Origin of the sequence: Extensimonas vulgaris (assembly GCF_003337425.1) — a bacterium.
Classification (GTDB): domain Bacteria; phylum Pseudomonadota; class Gammaproteobacteria; order Burkholderiales; family Burkholderiaceae_C; genus Extensimonas; species Extensimonas vulgaris.
On sequence record NZ_QPJU01000004.1, the window covers coordinates 32,066 to 48,313 of the forward strand.

General features: G+C 67.8%; 14 protein-coding genes. 9 read left to right on the forward strand and 5 right to left on the reverse strand.

Annotation, left to right across the window (positions count from 1 at the left end; translation table 11 throughout):
* Positions 1–4 precede the first annotated feature (4 nt).
* Both pgeF and DFR45_RS07315 read left to right on the forward strand, forming a co-directional pair.
* Positions 5–913, forward strand: coding sequence for a peptidoglycan editing factor PgeF (gene pgeF / locus DFR45_RS07310; RefSeq protein ID WP_114483232.1), 909 nt, complete (start codon positions 5–7; stop codon positions 911–913).
* 69 nt (positions 914–982) lie between these two features.
* On the forward strand, positions 983–2,686 hold the full coding sequence (locus tag DFR45_RS07315) for a PHA/PHB synthase family protein (protein WP_114483055.1): 1,704 nt from the start codon (positions 983–985) through the stop codon (positions 2,684–2,686).
* A gap of 50 nt (positions 2,687–2,736) precedes the next feature.
* Here the strand turns inward: DFR45_RS07315 and DFR45_RS07320 are convergent, their stop codons facing one another.
* The gene (locus tag DFR45_RS07320; protein ID WP_114483056.1) at positions 2,737–3,195 is read right to left on the reverse strand and encodes a RidA family protein; all 459 of its coding nucleotides are present in this window, start codon (positions 3,193–3,195) and stop codon (positions 2,737–2,739) included.
* A 119-nt stretch (positions 3,196–3,314) separates the two neighbouring features.
* Here DFR45_RS07320 and DFR45_RS07325 point away from each other — a divergent pair, with 119 nt between their 5' ends.
* From DFR45_RS07325 to ahpF, 6 genes are all read left to right on the forward strand, one after another.
* Entirely contained in the window at positions 3,315–5,969 is a 2,655-nt protein-coding gene (locus DFR45_RS07325; protein WP_114483057.1) for a DNA internalization-related competence protein ComEC/Rec2, read from the forward strand.
* A gap of 32 nt (positions 5,970–6,001) precedes the next feature.
* Complete coding sequence (locus tag DFR45_RS07330) at positions 6,002–7,468, forward strand: circularly permuted type 2 ATP-grasp protein (RefSeq protein ID WP_114483233.1); 1,467 nt, start codon at positions 6,002–6,004, stop codon at positions 7,466–7,468.
* Positions 7,462–7,617 carry an alpha-E domain-containing protein gene (locus DFR45_RS07335; RefSeq protein ID WP_114483058.1) on the forward strand — a complete coding sequence of 52 codons (156 nt, stop codon included), beginning with the start codon at positions 7,462–7,464 and terminating at the stop codon, positions 7,615–7,617. The genes DFR45_RS07330 and DFR45_RS07335 overlap by 7 nt, the downstream gene beginning before the upstream one ends.
* On the forward strand, positions 7,611–8,570 hold the full coding sequence (locus DFR45_RS07340) for an alpha-E domain-containing protein (protein ID WP_114483059.1): 960 nt from the start codon (positions 7,611–7,613) through the stop codon (positions 8,568–8,570). Before DFR45_RS07335 ends, DFR45_RS07340 begins: the two co-directional genes overlap by 7 nt.
* A gap of 224 nt (positions 8,571–8,794) precedes the next feature.
* The gene (ahpC, locus tag DFR45_RS07345; RefSeq protein WP_114483060.1) at positions 8,795–9,358 is read left to right on the forward strand and encodes an alkyl hydroperoxide reductase subunit C; all 564 of its coding nucleotides are present in this window, start codon (positions 8,795–8,797) and stop codon (positions 9,356–9,358) included.
* Positions 9,359–9,494: 136 nt separating this feature from the next.
* Positions 9,495–11,051 carry an alkyl hydroperoxide reductase subunit F gene (ahpF, locus tag DFR45_RS07350; protein WP_114483061.1) on the forward strand — a complete coding sequence of 519 codons (1,557 nt, stop codon included), beginning with the start codon at positions 9,495–9,497 and terminating at the stop codon, positions 11,049–11,051.
* A gap of 52 nt (positions 11,052–11,103) precedes the next feature.
* Here ahpF and DFR45_RS07355 read toward each other — a convergent pair whose 3' ends face one another.
* The 4 genes from DFR45_RS07355 to DFR45_RS07365 all read right to left on the reverse strand — a co-directional run bounded on the left by DFR45_RS07355 (position 11,104) and on the right by DFR45_RS07365 (position 14,771).
* On the reverse strand, positions 11,104–12,276 hold the full coding sequence (locus DFR45_RS07355) for a glycosyltransferase family protein (RefSeq protein ID WP_114483062.1): 1,173 nt from the start codon (positions 12,274–12,276) through the stop codon (positions 11,104–11,106).
* Between the two features lie 9 nt (positions 12,277–12,285).
* Positions 12,286–12,483, reverse strand: coding sequence for a hypothetical protein (locus DFR45_RS14345; RefSeq protein ID WP_147269959.1), 198 nt, complete (start codon positions 12,481–12,483; stop codon positions 12,286–12,288).
* Positions 12,484–12,569: 86 nt separating this feature from the next.
* Positions 12,570–13,997: a sensor histidine kinase gene (locus DFR45_RS07360; protein WP_421782211.1), complete on the reverse strand. Its 1,428-nt coding sequence runs from the start codon at positions 13,995–13,997 to the stop codon at positions 12,570–12,572.
* Between the two features lie 75 nt (positions 13,998–14,072).
* Positions 14,073–14,771: a response regulator transcription factor gene (locus DFR45_RS07365; protein ID WP_114483064.1), complete on the reverse strand. Its 699-nt coding sequence runs from the start codon at positions 14,769–14,771 to the stop codon at positions 14,073–14,075.
* 62 nt (positions 14,772–14,833) lie between these two features.
* On the opposite strand from DFR45_RS07365, the gene DFR45_RS07370 reads away from it, so the two are divergent.
* On the forward strand, positions 14,834–16,243 hold the full coding sequence (locus tag DFR45_RS07370; protein WP_241659365.1) for a TolC family protein: 1,410 nt from the start codon (positions 14,834–14,836) through the stop codon (positions 16,241–16,243).
* Positions 16,244–16,248 lie beyond the last annotated feature (5 nt).

Below are 16,248 nucleotides of genomic sequence, written 5' to 3' on the forward strand. Positions count from 1 at the left end.
GGCCATGCCCACGCCTTTTGCTTCGCCCGCTGCAGCGTCCGTCTCATCCAGCGCCGCGCCGCCCGCGGACTGGCTCATTCCCGACTGGCCGGCGCCGCCCGGCGTGCATGCGCTGTGCACCACGCGCACGGGCGGCGTGAGCGCGGCGCCCTACGACAGTCTGAACCTCGGCGACCAGGTAGGTGACAACCCCGCTGCGGTGCAGGCCAACCGCGCGCGCCTGCAGGCTGCGCTGCAAAGCATCACGCCGGGCACGCGCCCCGTGTTTCTGCGCCAGGTGCACGGCACGCGCGTGCTGCAGCTCGACGCCGCCACGCCCGACGGCTCCGAGGCCGACGCCTGCGTCAGCACGCAGCCCGCGCTTGCGTGCACCATCATGGTTGCGGACTGCCTGCCGGTGCTGCTCGCGCACCGCTCGGGCGCAGTCGTCGCGGCGGCACATGCGGGCTGGCGCGGGCTGGCGGGGCAGGGCGGGGTCGGTGTGCTGGAGCGGATTTTCGAACGTTTTTGCGCTTTAGCCCAATCCCAGCAAGCGCAAGCAGCTATTCAAAGTGAAGCGCCGGAAAGCGTGGCCGCAGACACACTCGCCTGGCTCGGGCCGTGCATTGGGCCGCAGGCTTTCGAGGTCGGCGCCGAAGTGCGCGCGGCTTTTTGCGCGGCCGATGCGGCGGCAGCGCGTTTTTTTGCGCCCGCCGGGCCGGGGCATTTTCTGGCCGACCTCGCGGGCCTGGCGCGCCATCGGCTGCGCGCGCTGGGCATCACGCAGGTCTATGGCAACGACGGCAGCCCCGCGTGGTGCACGGTAACGCAGGCCGCGCGCTTTTTTTCCTACCGCCGCGACCAGCGGCTTGGGGGCGGCAGCGGGCGCTTGGCCGCGTGCATCTGGCGCGCAAACGCGGATTTGCTGCGATGAGTGCGTGCAATGGCCATGGGCCGCAGGCAGAATGCTCATTTCTTTAGAACGAAAACCAAGGAGGCTTCCATGAACTCGCCCTCGTCTTTCTGGGCCGCAGGTGCCCAGCCCTTGACGCAATTGCTGGGTCAGGACTGGACCCAGGCGTTGCAGGCTTTCGAGCCGTTGGCCCCCGCAGCGGGCGCGCCCGGCGCGGCGCCGTTGCGTTTCGTGCCGGAAAAGTTGCAAGCACTGCAGCAACAGTATCTGGAGGAGGCACGCGCGCTCTGGATGCAAAGTCTGCAGGGCAGCATCCCCAGCCTGCAGGACAAGCGCTTCAGCGGTACGGCCTGGGCCGAGAACCCGATGGCGGCCTACACCGCGGCGGTGTACCTGCTCAATGCGCGCACGCTCATGGGCCTGGCCGAGGCCGTGGAGGCCGACGCGAAGACGCGCGCGCGCATCCGCTTTGCCATAGACCAATGGTTGGCCGCGATGGCGCCGAGCAACTTTCTCGCCTTCAACGCCGAGGCGCAGAAAAAAGCCCTCGAAACCAAGGGCGAGAGCATTGCCAAAGGCTTGCAAAACCTGCTGCACGACATCAGCCAGGGCCATGTGTCCATGACCGACGAGAGCCAGTTCGAGGTCGGCCGCAACGTCGCGACGACCGAAGGCGCGGTGGTGTTCGAAAACGAGCTGTTCCAGCTCATCGAATACAAGCCGAGCACGGCCAAGGTGTACGAGCGCCCTTTGTTGCTCGTGCCGCCGTGCATCAACAAGTTCTACATCCTCGACCTGCAGCCTGACAACTCCTTCGTGCGCTACGCCGTCGAGCAAGGGCACCGCACCTTCATGCTGAGCTGGCGCAACCCCGACGCGAGCCTGGCGCACAAGACCTGGGACAACTACGTCGAAGACGGTGCCATGGCCGCGATCGAGGTGGTGCGCAACATCACCGGCGCGGCGCAGATCAACGCATTGGGCTTTTGCGTGGGCGGCACCATCCTCAGCAACGCACTCGCCGTGCTCGCGGCGCGTGGCGACGAGCCCGTGGCGAGCGCCACCTTTTTGACCACGCTGCTGGACTTCAGCGACACGGGCATCCTCGACGTGTTCATCGACGAAGCCTTCGTGCGCATGCGCGAGCTGCAGTTTGCGCAAGGCGGCATCCTTCCTGCTGCCGAGTTGGCCTCGACCTTCAGCTTTCTGCGCCCCAACGACCTGGTGTGGAACTACGTGGTGGGCAACTACCTCAAGGGCGAAACCCCGCCGCCCTTCGACCTGCTGTATTGGAACAGCGACAGCACCAACCTGCCAGGGCCGTTCTACGCCTGGTACTTGCGCAACTTCTACCTCGAAAACAATCTCGTCAAGCCGAACAAGCTCACCGTGTGCGGCGAGAAGATCGACCTGAACCAGCTCCAGCTGCCCGTCTATATCTACGGCTCGCGCGAGGATCACATCGTGCCCATTCATGCCGCCTATGCCAGCACGCAGGTGCTGCCCGGGCCCAAGCGCTTCATCATGGGTGCTTCGGGCCACATCGCGGGCGTGATCAACCCGCCGGCCAAGAAAAAGCGCAGCTACTGGTCGCGGGAGGACGCGCAATTTCCCCCCACGCTCGAAGAGTGGCTCGCGGGCGCGACCGAGCACCCGGGCAGCTGGTGGCCCGACTGGGCGCAGTGGCTCGCAGGCCACGCAGGCAAGCAGATCGCCGCGCCCAAGACGTATGGCAAGGGCAAGTTCAAGCCCATAGAGCCCGCGCCGGGGCGCTACGTCAAGCAAAAAGCGTAGCAGCTCTGGCCGGCTGCTTGCGGCTTGCAGGGCTCTGCGGGCTCAGCCTCTCAGGCGAGTTCGGCGATCAGCTCGATCTCCACGCACGCGCCCATGGGAATTTGCGCGACGCCGAAGGCGCTGCGTGCGTGCGCGCCCTTGTCGCCAAACACTTCGGCGAGCAATTCGCTCGCGCCGTTGGTCACGAGGTGCTGCTCGGTGAAGTCGGGGCTGGAGTTGACCAGGCTCATCACTTTGACGATGCGCTGCACGCGGTTCAGGTCGCCGCCGGCCGCGGCCTGCAGCGTGCCCAGCAAGTCTATGGCCACGGCACGCGCCGCGGCCTTGCCCTCTTCGGTGCCGAGGTTACGCCCGAGCTGGCCGACCCAGACTTTGCCGTCCTTGCGCGCGATGTGGCCGCTCAAAAACACCAGCTTGCCGCTTTGCACATAGGGCACATAAGCGGCTGCGGGCACGGCGACGGGGGGCAGGGTGATGCCGAGTTTTTGCAGTGATTCGTACACGTTCATCGGGGGGCCTCGTGGATGTGAGATGGGTTAGAAATGCGGAGCGTAAGTGTTGCACAGCCCGGGCGCTGCTGCAGTGCGGGCGAGCCATTGCGCTTGCGGCACCCGGGTACGATGCGCGCATGCCGCCCCCTGCCGTAGATTCGTTCCTCGCGGAAGATCCCGAGCGCGCCTTCTGGCGCCTGCCGGCGCTGCTGCTGGGCGTGCTCGCGGGCAGTGCGTTGCAACTGCAGCAGGCGGCATTGTGGGATTGGCGCGCGTATGCGGGGCTGCTGCTTTGGGCGCTGGCGTGTGGCGCGCTGGGCGCGTGGCTCGTGCGCCGCTCCTGGCGTGCGCGCTCGGCGCGCGCGCTGCGCTGGTTGCGCCGCGGCGCGTGGTGGCTTGCGCTGGTGGTGGGCGCGCTTGGGGCGTTTGCCGGCGTGGGTTTGCGCGCCGCGGCCTACCAGGACGATGCATTGTCGCCCGCGCTCGAAGGGCGCGACCTGCGCGTCACGGGCGTGGTCGCGGCCATGCCGCAGGTCAGTGACGTGGGGCTGCGTTTGCGCTTTGCGGTCGAGTCTGCCGAACTCGCGGGCAGGGCCGTCGCGCTGCCGCCCTTGCTCGAGCTGAGCTGGTGGGGCGCGAGCCTGTTCGAGTCGCCCGAAGGCAGCCAGGGAGAAGACGCCGACCCGACGGCTGTGAGCGCGCGCGCCACGCCTTCGATCGCTGCGGGCGAGCGCTGGGCCATGACGGTGCGCCTCAAGGCCCCGCACGGCGCGCGCAACCCTTACGGCTTCGACTCCGAACTCTGGTTTTGGGAGCAGGGCGTGCAGGCCACGGGCTACGTGCGCACGGGGCGGCGCGATGTGCCGCCGCAACGGCTCGCGCGCACCTGGCTGTACCCCATCGAGCAGGCGCGGCAGGCCGTGCGCGACGCCATTTTTGCGCGCCTGCTGCCTGCGGACGCAGGCGCTGCGCAAGAGAGTCCGCTGGCTGCGCGCGCTGCGGGCGTGGTCGCGGCGCTCGTGACGGGCGACCAGCGCGCCATCGAGCGCGCCGACTGGGACATTTTCCGCGCCACGGGCGTGGCGCACCTCATGAGCATCTCTGGTCTGCACATCACCATGTTTGCGTGGCTCGCGGCGCGCCTCGTGCGCTGGGCCTGGGGGCGCTCGGCGCGGCTGTGCCTGGCGGTGCCGGCGCAGTCTGCAGCGCTCGTCGCGGGCGTGTTGCTCGCGGCGGCGTATGCGCTGTTCAGCGGCTGGGGCGTGCCCGCGCAGCGCACCGTGACCATGCTCGCGACGCTCGCGCTGCTGCGCCTGGCGGGCCTGCGCTGGCCCTGGCCGCAGGTGTGGCTGCTTGCGTGCGCAGCGGTGGTGCTGGTCGATCCCTGGGCTTTGCTGCAGGCGGGTTTCTGGCTCAGCTTCGTCGCCGTGGGGGTGCTGTTTGCTTCGGATGTAGGAGCTGCTGACGCAGGTGCGAAGGGCGTGAGAGGCCATTTTTATGCTTTATTGCGCGAGCAATGGGTGGTCACGCTCGCGCTCACGCCGCTGTCGCTGGTGCTGTTCGGACAGATTGCGCTCGTGGGGCTGCTCGCGAACCTGCTGGCGATTCCGTGGGTCACGCTGCTCGTGACGCCGCTCGCGCTCGCGGGCGTGTTCTGTGCGCCGCTGTGGCAGCTCGCGGCCTGGACGCTGCAGCCTTTGCTGGCGTTGCTGCAATGGTTGGCGGCCTGGCCGCAGGCCGTCTGGTTTTTGCCGCAGGCGCCGCTGTGGGCGGGCGTGGCTGCGGTGGGCGCGGGCGCTTTGCTCGCCACGCGCTGGCCTTGGGCCGTGCGTGCGCTGGCTTTGCCCTTGCTGCTGCCGGTGCTGTGCTGGCAGCCGGCGCGGCCCGCGCCGGGGCAGTTCGAATTGCTCGCGGCCGACGTAGGGCAGGGCAGCGCAGTGCTGGTGCGCACGGCCACGCACAACCTGCTCTACGACGCCGGGCCGCGCTACGGCCGCGCGGGCGTGGCGAGCGACGCGGGCCAGCGCGTGCTCGTGCCGCTGCTGCGCGCGCTCGGCGAGCGCCTGGACATGCTCATGCTGAGCCACCGCGATGCCGACCACATCGGCGGCGCGGCTGCCGTGCTCGCCCAGCAACCCAAAGCAGCGCTCACGGGCTCCATCCTGAATGAGAGCGCCTTGCTTGCCCTGCGCCCCGCTAGGCCCTGCCTTGCCGGGCAGCGCTGGCTGTGGGACGGCGTGGCTTTCGAGGTGCTGCACCCGCAGGCGCAGGAGGTGGCGGCTGCGGAGCGCGCCAAACACAGCAACGCCACCAGTTGCGTACTGCGCATCAGTGCCGCCGCAGGAGGTGACGGCGCACCTGGCGCAAGTGGCGCATCTGCTGCGGCCTTGCTGGTGGGCGACATAGAGTTTGCGCAAGAGCAGGCGTTGCTCGCGCGCGGCGCGCCGCTGGCCGCCGACTGGCTGCTGGCCGCGCACCACGGCAGCAAAAGTTCCTCGGGCGCGGCGTTTCTCGACGCCGTGCAGCCGCGCACCGTGATGGTGCAGGCCGGCTATCGCAACCGCTACGGCCATCCCGCGCCTGAAGTGCTCGCGCGCTACGCCGAACGTCACATCCGCGTGGTCGAATCGACACGCTGCGGCGCTGCCACCTGGGCTTCGGCTGCGCCTGACGAGGTGCAATGCGAGCGCACACAGCGGCAGCATTACTGGGCGCATGTGCCGCCGCCGAGTAGGACGCACGATGGCGCGATCGATGGCACTGGTGGGTCTGCAGCCGTCATGGCGCGCTAATTGCTTTGGCAGGGATGCAGGAGGCTTTTTGCATGCAAGCATTCGACGAGATGTACGCATCCCTGCCCTACGAGGGCAGCGAGGTGCGCGCCCATTACCGGCGCTATGCGCACTGGCTGGTGCGCCAGCCCGTGGAGCGCATGCAGGCGCGCCGTGCCGAGGCCGAGGTGATCTTCCGCCGCGTGGGCATCACCTTTGCGGTCTATGGTGCCAAGGACGAAGACGGCGCGGGCAACGAGCGCCTGATCCCTTTCGACCTGATCCCGCGCATCATCCCCGCGCAGGAGTGGGCGCACCTGCAGCGCGGCCTGGTGCAGCGCGTGACGGCGCTCAACCGCTTCATCCACGACGTCTATCACGCGCAGGACATCCTGCGTGCCGGCGTGGTGCCCGCCGACTTGGTGCTGCACAACGTGCAGTTCCGGCGCGAGATGATCGGCGTGCAGGTGCCGCGCGACGTGTACGCGCACATCGCCGGCATAGACATCGTGCGCGCGGCCAATGCGCAGGGCGAGGGCGAGTATTACGTGCTCGAAGACAACCTGCGCGTGCCCTCGGGCGTGTCCTACATGCTCGAAAACCGCAAGATGATGATGCGGCTGTTTCCGGGGCTGTTCAACGCGCACGCGGTCGCACCGGTGGCGCACTACCCCGATTTGCTGCTCGAGACCCTGCGCGCGTGCGCCCCCACGACCTCGGCCGAGCCCACCGTCGTGGTGCTGACGCCGGGCATGCACAACAGCGCCTACTTCGAGCACGCCTTCCTGGCGCAGCAGATGGGGGTCGAGCTGGTCGAGGGACAAGACCTGGTGGTCAAGGACAGTTTCGTTTACATGCGCACCACGCGCGGCCTGCAGCGCGTGCACGTGATCTACCGGCGCGTCGATGACGATTTTCTCGACCCGCGCGTGTTCCGCAGCGACTCCATTCTCGGTTGCGCGGGCCTCATGGAAGCCTACCAGGCCGGCCACGTGAGCATCTGCAATGCCGTGGGCACGGGCGTGGCCGACGACAAATCGGTCTACCCTTACGTGCCCGAGATGGTGCGCTTTTACCTCGGGGAAGAGCCCATTTTGAACAACGTGCCAACCTGGATCTGCCGCAACCCCGAAGACCTGCGCTATGTGCTCGCGCACCTGCCCGAGCTCGTGGTGAAAGAGGTGCACGGCGCGGGCGGCTACGGCATGCTGATCGGCCCTGCCGCCACCAAGGCCGAGATCGAGGACTTCCGCCGCGCGCTCGAAGCCGACCCGGCGCGCTACATCGCCCAGCCCACGCTGAGCCTCTCGAGTTGCCCGACCTTCGTCGCCAGCGGCATCGCCCCGCGCCACATCGACCTGCGCCCCTTCGTGCTCAGCGGTCGCGAGGTACAGATGGTGGCCGGCGGCCTCACGCGCGTCGCGCTCAAGGAGGGCTCGCTGGTCGTCAATTCGTCACAGGGAGGCGGCACCAAGGACACCTGGGTGCTCGGAGAAGAAGAGGAGGGCACCCCATGCTGAGCCGCACTGCCGATCACCTTTTCTGGATGTCCCGCTATACGGAGCGGGCAGACAAGACCGCCGCTGGCGGGCTTGCACCAGAATACCGCGGGCGCGCGCAGCGCGTGCGGGGTTCTCTGCCCGCCGTCGCACCGGAGGCCCTATGTTGAGCCGCACTGCCGATCACCTCTTCTGGATGTCCCGTTACACGGAGCGGGCAGAGAACACCGCCCGAATGTTGAGCGTGAGCTACGAGACCTCCCTGCTGCCACAATCTGCTGCCGAGGCGCAGGCGGGCTGGCAGGGGTTGCTGTCGATCAGCGAGCTGATGCCGGCGTACACGCAGAAACACGGTGAAGTCACGCCCGCCCGGGTGCTGGAATTCATGGTGTGCGACGGCGACAACCCTTCGTCGATCTTCTCGTGCCTGCGCGCCGCGCGCGAAAACGCACGCGCGGTGCGTGGCGCGCTCACCACCGAAATCTGGGAGACGCAAAACCAGACCTGGCTGGAGCTGCGGCGCCACCTCGAAGACGGCGAACTCGAGCGCGACCCTGGGCAGTTTTTCGAATGGGTCAAGTACCGCTCGCACCTCTCGCGCGGCGTCACGCTGGGCACCATGCTGCAGGACGAGGCGTTTCACTTTTTGCGCCTGGGCACCTTTCTGGAGCGCAGCGACAACACGGCGCGCCTGCTCGACGTGAAGTTCCACGCCGCGTCCAAGGACTTTTTCGGGCGCGCGAGCGAGCGCAACCTCGAGAGCGACTTCTACCACTGGAGCGCCGTGCTGCGCAGCGTCTCGGCCTTCGAGGTGTACCGCAAGGTGTACCGCGACGTGATCACACCAGACCGCGTGGCCGACCTGCTCGTCCTGCGCCGCGACATGCCGCGTTCGCTGCACGCGAGCATGCGCGAAGTGGTGGACAACCTGGCCGCAGTCGCCAACGCGCAGTCGGCCGAAACCCAGCGCCGCGCCGGGCGCCTGCTGTCCGACCTGCGCTACGGGCGCATCGACGAAATCCTGGCCACGGGCTTGCACGCCTTTCTGACGCAGTTTCTCGACCGCGTGAACGAGCTCGGCACGCGCATCAGCCAGGACTTTCTGGTGCTCGAAACCGATTGATTGTGGCCGCACCATCCTTATATGGCAGCCGTGCCGCTGCTGCCGCGGCTGTCAATGCGTGGTGTCACATGCGTGGTGGCCGTATCGCGTAGCATGCGCACGTTTGGCCGCAGGCTCGGCATAGGAAAGCCCAATCGATTGCATGCAAGCAATCAATTGGCCCACCAGCGGGTTTGCGCCTAGACTTGCATCCGTGTTCAGCAACTCAACCCAAGGAAACTGAAATGTCCGTACTCAACACGCAAATCAAGCCTTTCAAAGCCATGGCCTACAAGGGTGGCAAGTTCATCGAAATCACCGATGCCGACGTCAAGGGCAAGTGGGCAGTGTTCTTCTTCTACCCGGCGGACTTCACCTTCGTGTGCCCGACCGAGCTGGGTGACATGGCTGACCACTATGCCGAGTTCCAGAAGATGGGCGTCGAGATTTACTCCGTTTCCACCGACACGCACTTCGTGCACAAGGCCTGGCACGACAGCTCCGAGACCATCCGCAAGATCCAGTTCCCCATGCTCGGCGACCCGACCTGGGAAATCAGCACCAACTTCGACGTGCTGCGCCCCGGCCAAGGCCTTGCTGACCGTGGCACCTTCATCGTCGATCCGCAAGGCATCATCCAAGCCATGGAAATCACTGCCGAAGGCATTGGCCGCAACGCCGAAGAGCTGCTGCGCAAGGTCAAGGCTGCCCAGTATGTTGCCTCCCACCCCGGCGAAGTCTGCCCTGCCAAGTGGACTGAAGGCGCCGCCACGCTCAAGCCTTCGCTCGACCTCGTGGGCAAAATCTGAGCCAGCGTTCCGTCCGTCAGTGAGCGCGCCGGCCACGTGCGCGCCCTGATCGGCCCGACGCCCACCGGGCTCCTGGCAGCTTGCCGGGCGCCCGGTTTTTTTGACCCCCAAGTTTGGATATTTCAGGAGTCCTCTCATGCTCGACGACAACCTCAAGGCGCAACTCAAGGCTTATCTGGAGCGCATCACGCGCCCTGTGGAGCTCGTGGCCACGCTCGACGAGCGGCCCGCGTCGCAAGAGCTGCGCGAGCTGCTGCAAGACATCCGCGCGCTGTCCGACAAGATCACCGTGGTCGAGAAAAACGACCTGCCGGTGCGCAAACCCTCGTTCCTCATCACCCAGCCCGGCGCAGCCACGGGCCCGCGCTTTGCCGGCGTGCCGCTGGGGCATGAATTCACCTCGCTCGTGCTGGCGCTGCTGCACACGGGCGGCTACCCGCCTAAGGCCGACGCAGACTTGCTCGAGCAGATCCGCCATCTCGAGGGCGACTACGAGTTCGAGACCTACTACTCCGTCACCTGCCACAACTGCCCCGACGTGGTGCAGGCGCTCAACCTCATGAGCGTGCTCAACCCGCGCATCCGCCACACGGCCATCGACGGCGCGCTGTTCCAAGACGAAATCGAGGCGCGCGAGATCATGGGCGTGCCCACGGTGTTTTTGAACGGCAAGCTGTTCGGCCAGGGGCGCATGGAGCTGGCCGAAATCGTCGCCAAGCTCGACCAGGGCGCGGCCGCGCGCGAAGCCGCCAAGCTCAACGCCAAAGAGCCCTTCGACGTGCTCATCGTCGGCGGCGGGCCCGCGGGTGCTGCGGCTGCGGTGTACGCCGCGCGCAAGGGCATACGCACGGGCGTCGCGGCCGAGCGCTTCGGCGGCCAGGTGCTCGATACGTTGGACATCGAAAACTACATCTCCATCCCCAAGACCGAAGGCCCGCAGTTTGCCGCCGCGCTCGAGCGCCACGTGCGCGAGTACGAGGTGGACATCATGAACCTGCAGCGCGCCCAGGCGCTGGTGCCCGCGAGCACGCCGGGCGGCCTGATCGAAGTGCGCATGGAAAACGGCGCGAGCCTGCGCGCCAAGGCCGTGATCCTGGCTACGGGCGCGCGCTGGCGCAACATGAACGTGCCGGGCGAGGAACAGTACCGCACCAAGGGCGTCACGTATTGCCCGCACTGCGACGGCCCTCTGTTCAAGGGCAAGCGCGTGGCCGTGATCGGCGGCGGCAACTCGGGCGTGGAGGCCGCGATCGATCTTGCGGGCGTGGTCGCGCATGTCACGCTGCTCGAATTCGCGCCCGAGCTCAAGGCCGACGCGGTGCTGCAGCGCAAGCTGCGCAGCCTGCCCAACGTCGAAATCATCGTGAACGCGCAAACCACCGAAGTCACGGGCGACGGCCACAAGGTCACAGGGCTGCAATACCAAGACCGGGTCAGCGGCGCGCAAAAATCGCTCGCGCTCGAAGGCATCTTCGTGCAAATCGGCCTGCTGCCCAACACCGACTGGCTCAAGGGCACGCTCGAGCTGTCGCGGTTTGGCGAAATCGTGGTCGATGCGAAAAACCACACCAGCCTGCCCGGCGTGTTCGCCGCGGGCGACTGCACCACCGTGCCCTACAAGCAGATCATCATCGCCGCAGGCGAGGGCGCCAAGGCCGCGCTGAGCGCGTTTGACCACCTGATCCGCAGCTAGCCGATTTTTGAGCAAAAACCGCCTCTGGCCCAGATAGGTCCTGCGCTTGCAGCTATCGAAATAGGATTTTTTCAGCTGCGGCGCTGGCGCCATCCTGCGCTGGCCCTTGCGCCTGCGCCAGGATGCCGGCGAGGATGTCGGGGATTTCGAACACCGCACGGTTTTCCAGTGGACGCACGCGCGCACGGTAGGTGTCGAGCTGCTGCACCATCTCGGCCACGGCGCGGCGGATCGAGCGGAAGCTGCGCAGCACGATGCCGATCTGCTGCTCTTGCACCCAGACGGTGTTGTAACGCTCCTGCGGCATGGTCCAGGCGTTGCGCTCCACGATCACGGGCAGGTTTTTCTGCACCGCTTCGCTGAGGCTGCCCGGCCCCGGTTTGCCGATGAAAAAATCGGCCAGTTCCATGTAGTACGGGATTTCGCGCGTAAAACCCAGCACCAGCCGCGGAGCAGCCGCGGGCAAGGCGCGCAGCTTGTTGGCCAGCGCCTCGTTGTGCCCGCACACCAGAATCAGCTGCGTGTCCTTGAGCCGCTCGGCGATGCCCAGCATGGCCGCCGAGCCGCTGCCGCCGAAAAGCACCAGGCCCGTGGGCAGGCCGGGGTCCAACCCGTGCTTGCGACGTTCGCTGACACGATCTATCTCCAACGGACGGTAAAAATCCGGCCGCAGGATCATTCCTGAAGTCGCATGCACTTGCTCTGGGCCGTAGCCCATGGCGTACGCTTGTGCGACGGCTTTCGGTGTGCCGCAGATGAAGTGCTGCGCCTGGCCGCGCTCGATCCAGAAATGCGGTGGGTAGTCGGCCAGATCGGTGAGGATGGTGACGTAGGGTACGCCGGGCAGCGCCGAGGTCAGGCTGGCGTAGAGCGCGCGGTTGAAGTTGGGCACCACCGAGACGACCATGTCGGGCTCGGTGCGCAGCCAGTGCTGCTGCAGACGGCGCACGAGCCGCGGATGCGCGAGGCGGATGACGGCCTGCAGCAGCTTGAGCTCCTGGCGAAAGCTCAGCGTCCAGCCGCGCTCCAGGCGCCGGTTGTAGAGGTCTTCGGGGCGCATGCCCGTAAGCTTGCGAAAGTACCCCTGCGGGTCGAGCACCTCGAACAGGTTCACGAGCCGCACCTGCCAGGGCCTGCCTTGCTCGTGGATCACGGCTTCGAGCGCATTGGCCGAGGCGCGATGCCCGCCGCCCGCGTCGAAAAACACCAAGTCTATGCATGTCATGCGCGGCCATCATGGGCGGCATTCGTGACTTGCGCGTGACGTGGCGTTGATCGGGAGCATCGTCTGGTCAGCCAAAGAGCGTCTCCGGCTTTTGATGAATTGTCCGCTGGCTGTCTCAAGCCGTTGCACTAGCAGCCTGTCGGACTTTGGAATCGTCGGCTGCGAATGCGCCGCAGCGGCCCATTTTTTACCGGCTTCTTGCCCCATAGTCCCGCTATGGGGCTGCGAATCCGGCAAAAACTGGCCTCGCTGGGGCCCATTCTCGCTATCGACGCCCAAAGTCCGACAGGCTGCTAGGGGCCAGGCCACACGAGGCGCACGCACAAGCCGCCTTGCGGCGGGGTCGTGATCTCCAGGCGTGCGCCCAGCAGCTCGGCGTAGCGCGTGACGATGGCCAGACCCAGGCCCGCGCCTTGGCCCAGGCTCTGTCCTACCTCGCCTTGCACCCAGCGCTGGCGCAGCCGGTCGCGCAGCGCGGGCGAGATGCCGGGGCCGTTGTCGCTGACCGCAAGCACCACTTCGCCGCCCGTGTGCTCGAGCGCCACGGTGATCTGCGCCGCGACGCCGCCGCGCGCTGGGCGGCCGTGGCGCAAGGCGTTGTCGATGAGGTTGTGCAGCACGCCTTCGAGCAGCACGGGCTGGGCCTGCAGCGTCACCGCCTGTTCGAGGCCGCGCGCGCCCAGATCGACCTGTGCGGCGTCGGCGCGCTGCAAAAAGCGCAGCACCACGGCATGCACGAGCTCGTCGAGGCGCACGGGCTGGGCGGGCAGCACGTAGCCGGCCTCGTCGGCCAGCGCAAGCGCCAGCAATTGCTCTACCAGGTGGCTCGCGCGCTCTTCGCTGTGCAAAATGGCATGCAATTGCGCTTGCCACACGGCGGGCTCGTCGTGCTGCAGCGCGTAGCTTGCGAGCGCCCGGATGCCCGCGAGCGGCGTGCGCAGCTCGTGTGCGACATTGCCGGCGAATTCGCGTTGCGCGCGCACGCTGTCGGCCACGCGCGCGAGCAGGCCGTTCACCGCGGCTCCGAGGTTCCAGAGGTCGCGCGTCGAGGGCCGTACCTGCAGCGGGGCGAGGTCGCGCGCGGCGCGCTGCGCCAGCGCTTGCTGCAGTGCGACGAGCGGCTGCAGGTCGCGCTGGATGGCGCGCCGCAGCCACCAGCTCAGCGCGAGCAAGAGCACGATCTGCGGCGCTATCGAATACCCCAGCACGCTGCGCAGCAGCGCCGCGCGGCTGTGCACGGTCTGTGCCATGACCACGTCGAAAGGCGGCGACCCGCGGGCGTGCAAGCGCACCGCGCGCAGCGCATGGCCTTGGTAAGACACGTCGGAAAACCGGTATTCCTCCCCGGCTTGCGGCGCTGGCACGGGCAGATTGGCGTTGCCAGCGAGCATCGTGCCGTCGGGGCGCAGCACCGCGAAATACACCGTCTCGACCTGGTCGAACAGCACCGCCTGGACTTCGCGCGAAGTCAGTGCGAATTCGAGCCGACCATTGGCCGCGCGCACGTTCGCGGCGACGGCGTAGGCGTCATCCAGGATGGAGCGGTCGAAGGCGCGCTGCACAAAGCCATTGGCCACCAGCACCGAGATGGCCGTGCCCACGAGCCAGGTCAGCGCGAGCGGCGCGAGCACGTGGCGCAGCAGCCGCGTGCGCAGCGAGGGCAGAGGCGTGTGTGCCGTCCGAAGGCCTGCCGCCGGTGCGGTTTCTGGCTGTGCACCCATGGGCGCCTTCTGGGGCATGGGTGTGGCGCGCGCTGCGGGGGTGTCTGAGGGCATGTTCCCTGCGGAAATGGACGCTTACTGCGCTTCGAGCATGTAGCCGAGGCCGCGCAGCGTGCGTATGCCTGCGCCGCTGTCCGCGAGCTTTTTGCGCAGGCGCGAGATGAACGCCTCGAGCGCGTTGTCGCCCAGCAGCTCGTCGAAGTCCGAGAGCTTTTCGGCGAGCTGGCGTTTGCTGACCACACGCCCCGGCGGCGTCATGAGCTCCCACAGCACTTCGAATTCGCGCGCCGGCAGCTCCAGCGGCTGCCCTTGCGCGGTGAAGCGGCGTGCGCGCCGGTCGAGCGCGAGCGCGCCTACACACACGTGGTCGTCGGCACCTTGGGCGCGTCGCGCCAGGGCGCGCAGGCGCGCTTCGACCTCGGCGAGGTCGAACGGCTTGCCCAGGTAGTCGTCGGCGCCCGCGTCCAGGCCGGCGATGCGTTCTTCGGTGCGGTCGCGCGCCGTGAGCACCAGCACCGGCGTGCGGTCGCCCCGCGCACGCGCGGCGCGCAGCGCCGTGAGGCCGCTGCCTGGCGCACTGCTTTGTGCGCTGCCAGGGGTGTTGTCGAGCGGCAGATTCAGGTCGAGCAGCACGGCATCGAAGCTCTGCACGCGCCAAAAATGCTGCGCCTCGGCCACGCTGCGCGCCAGATCGACGCGGTGCCCGGCTTCGGTGAGGCTGCGCAGCATGACGCCGTGCAGCACGGCGTCGTCTTCTACGAGCAGGATTCGCATGGGGCGTAGAGGGTCGGGGAAAGGTCAGGTCGCGGTCAGGTCGCACGCGCGATAAACGCGGCATGAGCATACGACAGTCCCTCGTTCTTCGCCGCTGCGGTGTGGTTTGGGCGCTCGGGGCGCTCGCATGGGCGGGTGCGGCGCCCGCGCAAGAGCGCGCCGCACCTGCGATGCCGGCGCCCGCAATGCTTGCGCCTGCGCTGGCCGAGCCGGCAGCCATGGCGCAAGCCGCCGGCGCGCGGGCCCTGACCTTGGCGCAGGTGCTTGCGGCAGCGCGCGACAGCAGCGCCGTGCTGCAGGCGCGTGCAGCGTTGTCGGCAGCGCAGGCCGACATCAAGAGTGCCGACCATGCGCCTTTGCCCGTGTTCACCGGCAAGTCTTCGTCCATGGATTTGCAGCACGGGCTGGGCAGCGGCAGTTTGCTCGGGCAAAAGCGCATCGACAAGTCGCTGGAGCTCGACTGGACTTGGGAGCGCGGCAACAAACGCGCGCTGCGCACCGAGGCCGCCCAGCGCAGCGCAGACGCCGCGCAGTCGGACGTGCACGAGGTGCAAACGCAGCAGCTGCAGGCCGCGCTCGCGGCGTACTTCGAGTTGCTGGCGGCGCAGGAGCGCCTGCACGAAACGCAGGCCATAGAGCACAGCGCACAGGAGCTCGCACGCCTGGCCGAGCGCCGGCTGCAGGCGGGCGACCTTGCGGCGCAAGACGTGCAGCGCACGCGCATCGAGGCCGAGCGCGCGCATACCGACACGCAGGCCGCCACGCTCGCGTACGAGCAGGCGGCCGTGGCCCTGGTGCAAATCATTGGCCGCAACGCGGGCCTGGGCGCGGGTGCGGCGCTCAGCGCTTCGGCGAGCGACTGGCCCGCTGCCCCGGCAACGGCCGACACCGCGCTGCCGCCCGCGCTGCGTGCCGACCTGGACGCGCTGGTGGAGGATCGCAGCGACGTGCGCGCGGCGCTCTCGCGACTTCGCGCCGCGCAGGCGGCGCTCGCCTTGGCGAACGCGCAGCGCAAGTCCGACTGGACGCTGGGAGCGTCTTACGACCATTGGCCGGGCACCTCGAACCGCCTGGTCGAGCTGCGCATCCAGATGCCGCTGCAATGGGGCTACCACTACGAGGGCGAGATCGGCCGTGCGCAAGCCATGGAGGAGCAAGCGCAGGAGCTGCTCGACGACACGCGCCGCCAGGCACGCCTGGACTTGCAAAACCTACAGCAGACCGCCTTGCGCGCCGCGCAGCGCGTGGCGAGCTTCGAGCGCGGCATCTTGCCGCGGGCGCGCGAGGTAGCCCAAAGCGCCGAATTCGCGTACGCCAAAGGTGCGCTGCCGCTGACCGATTTGCTCGACGCACGCCGCACGCTGCGCGCCACCCTGCTCGACGCGGTCACCGCGCGCGCCGACTACGCCAAAGCGCTCGGCGCCTGGCAGTTGCGCGTGCAGCCACAAGCGCTGCTCGGGCCACAGCCCTGACCGTG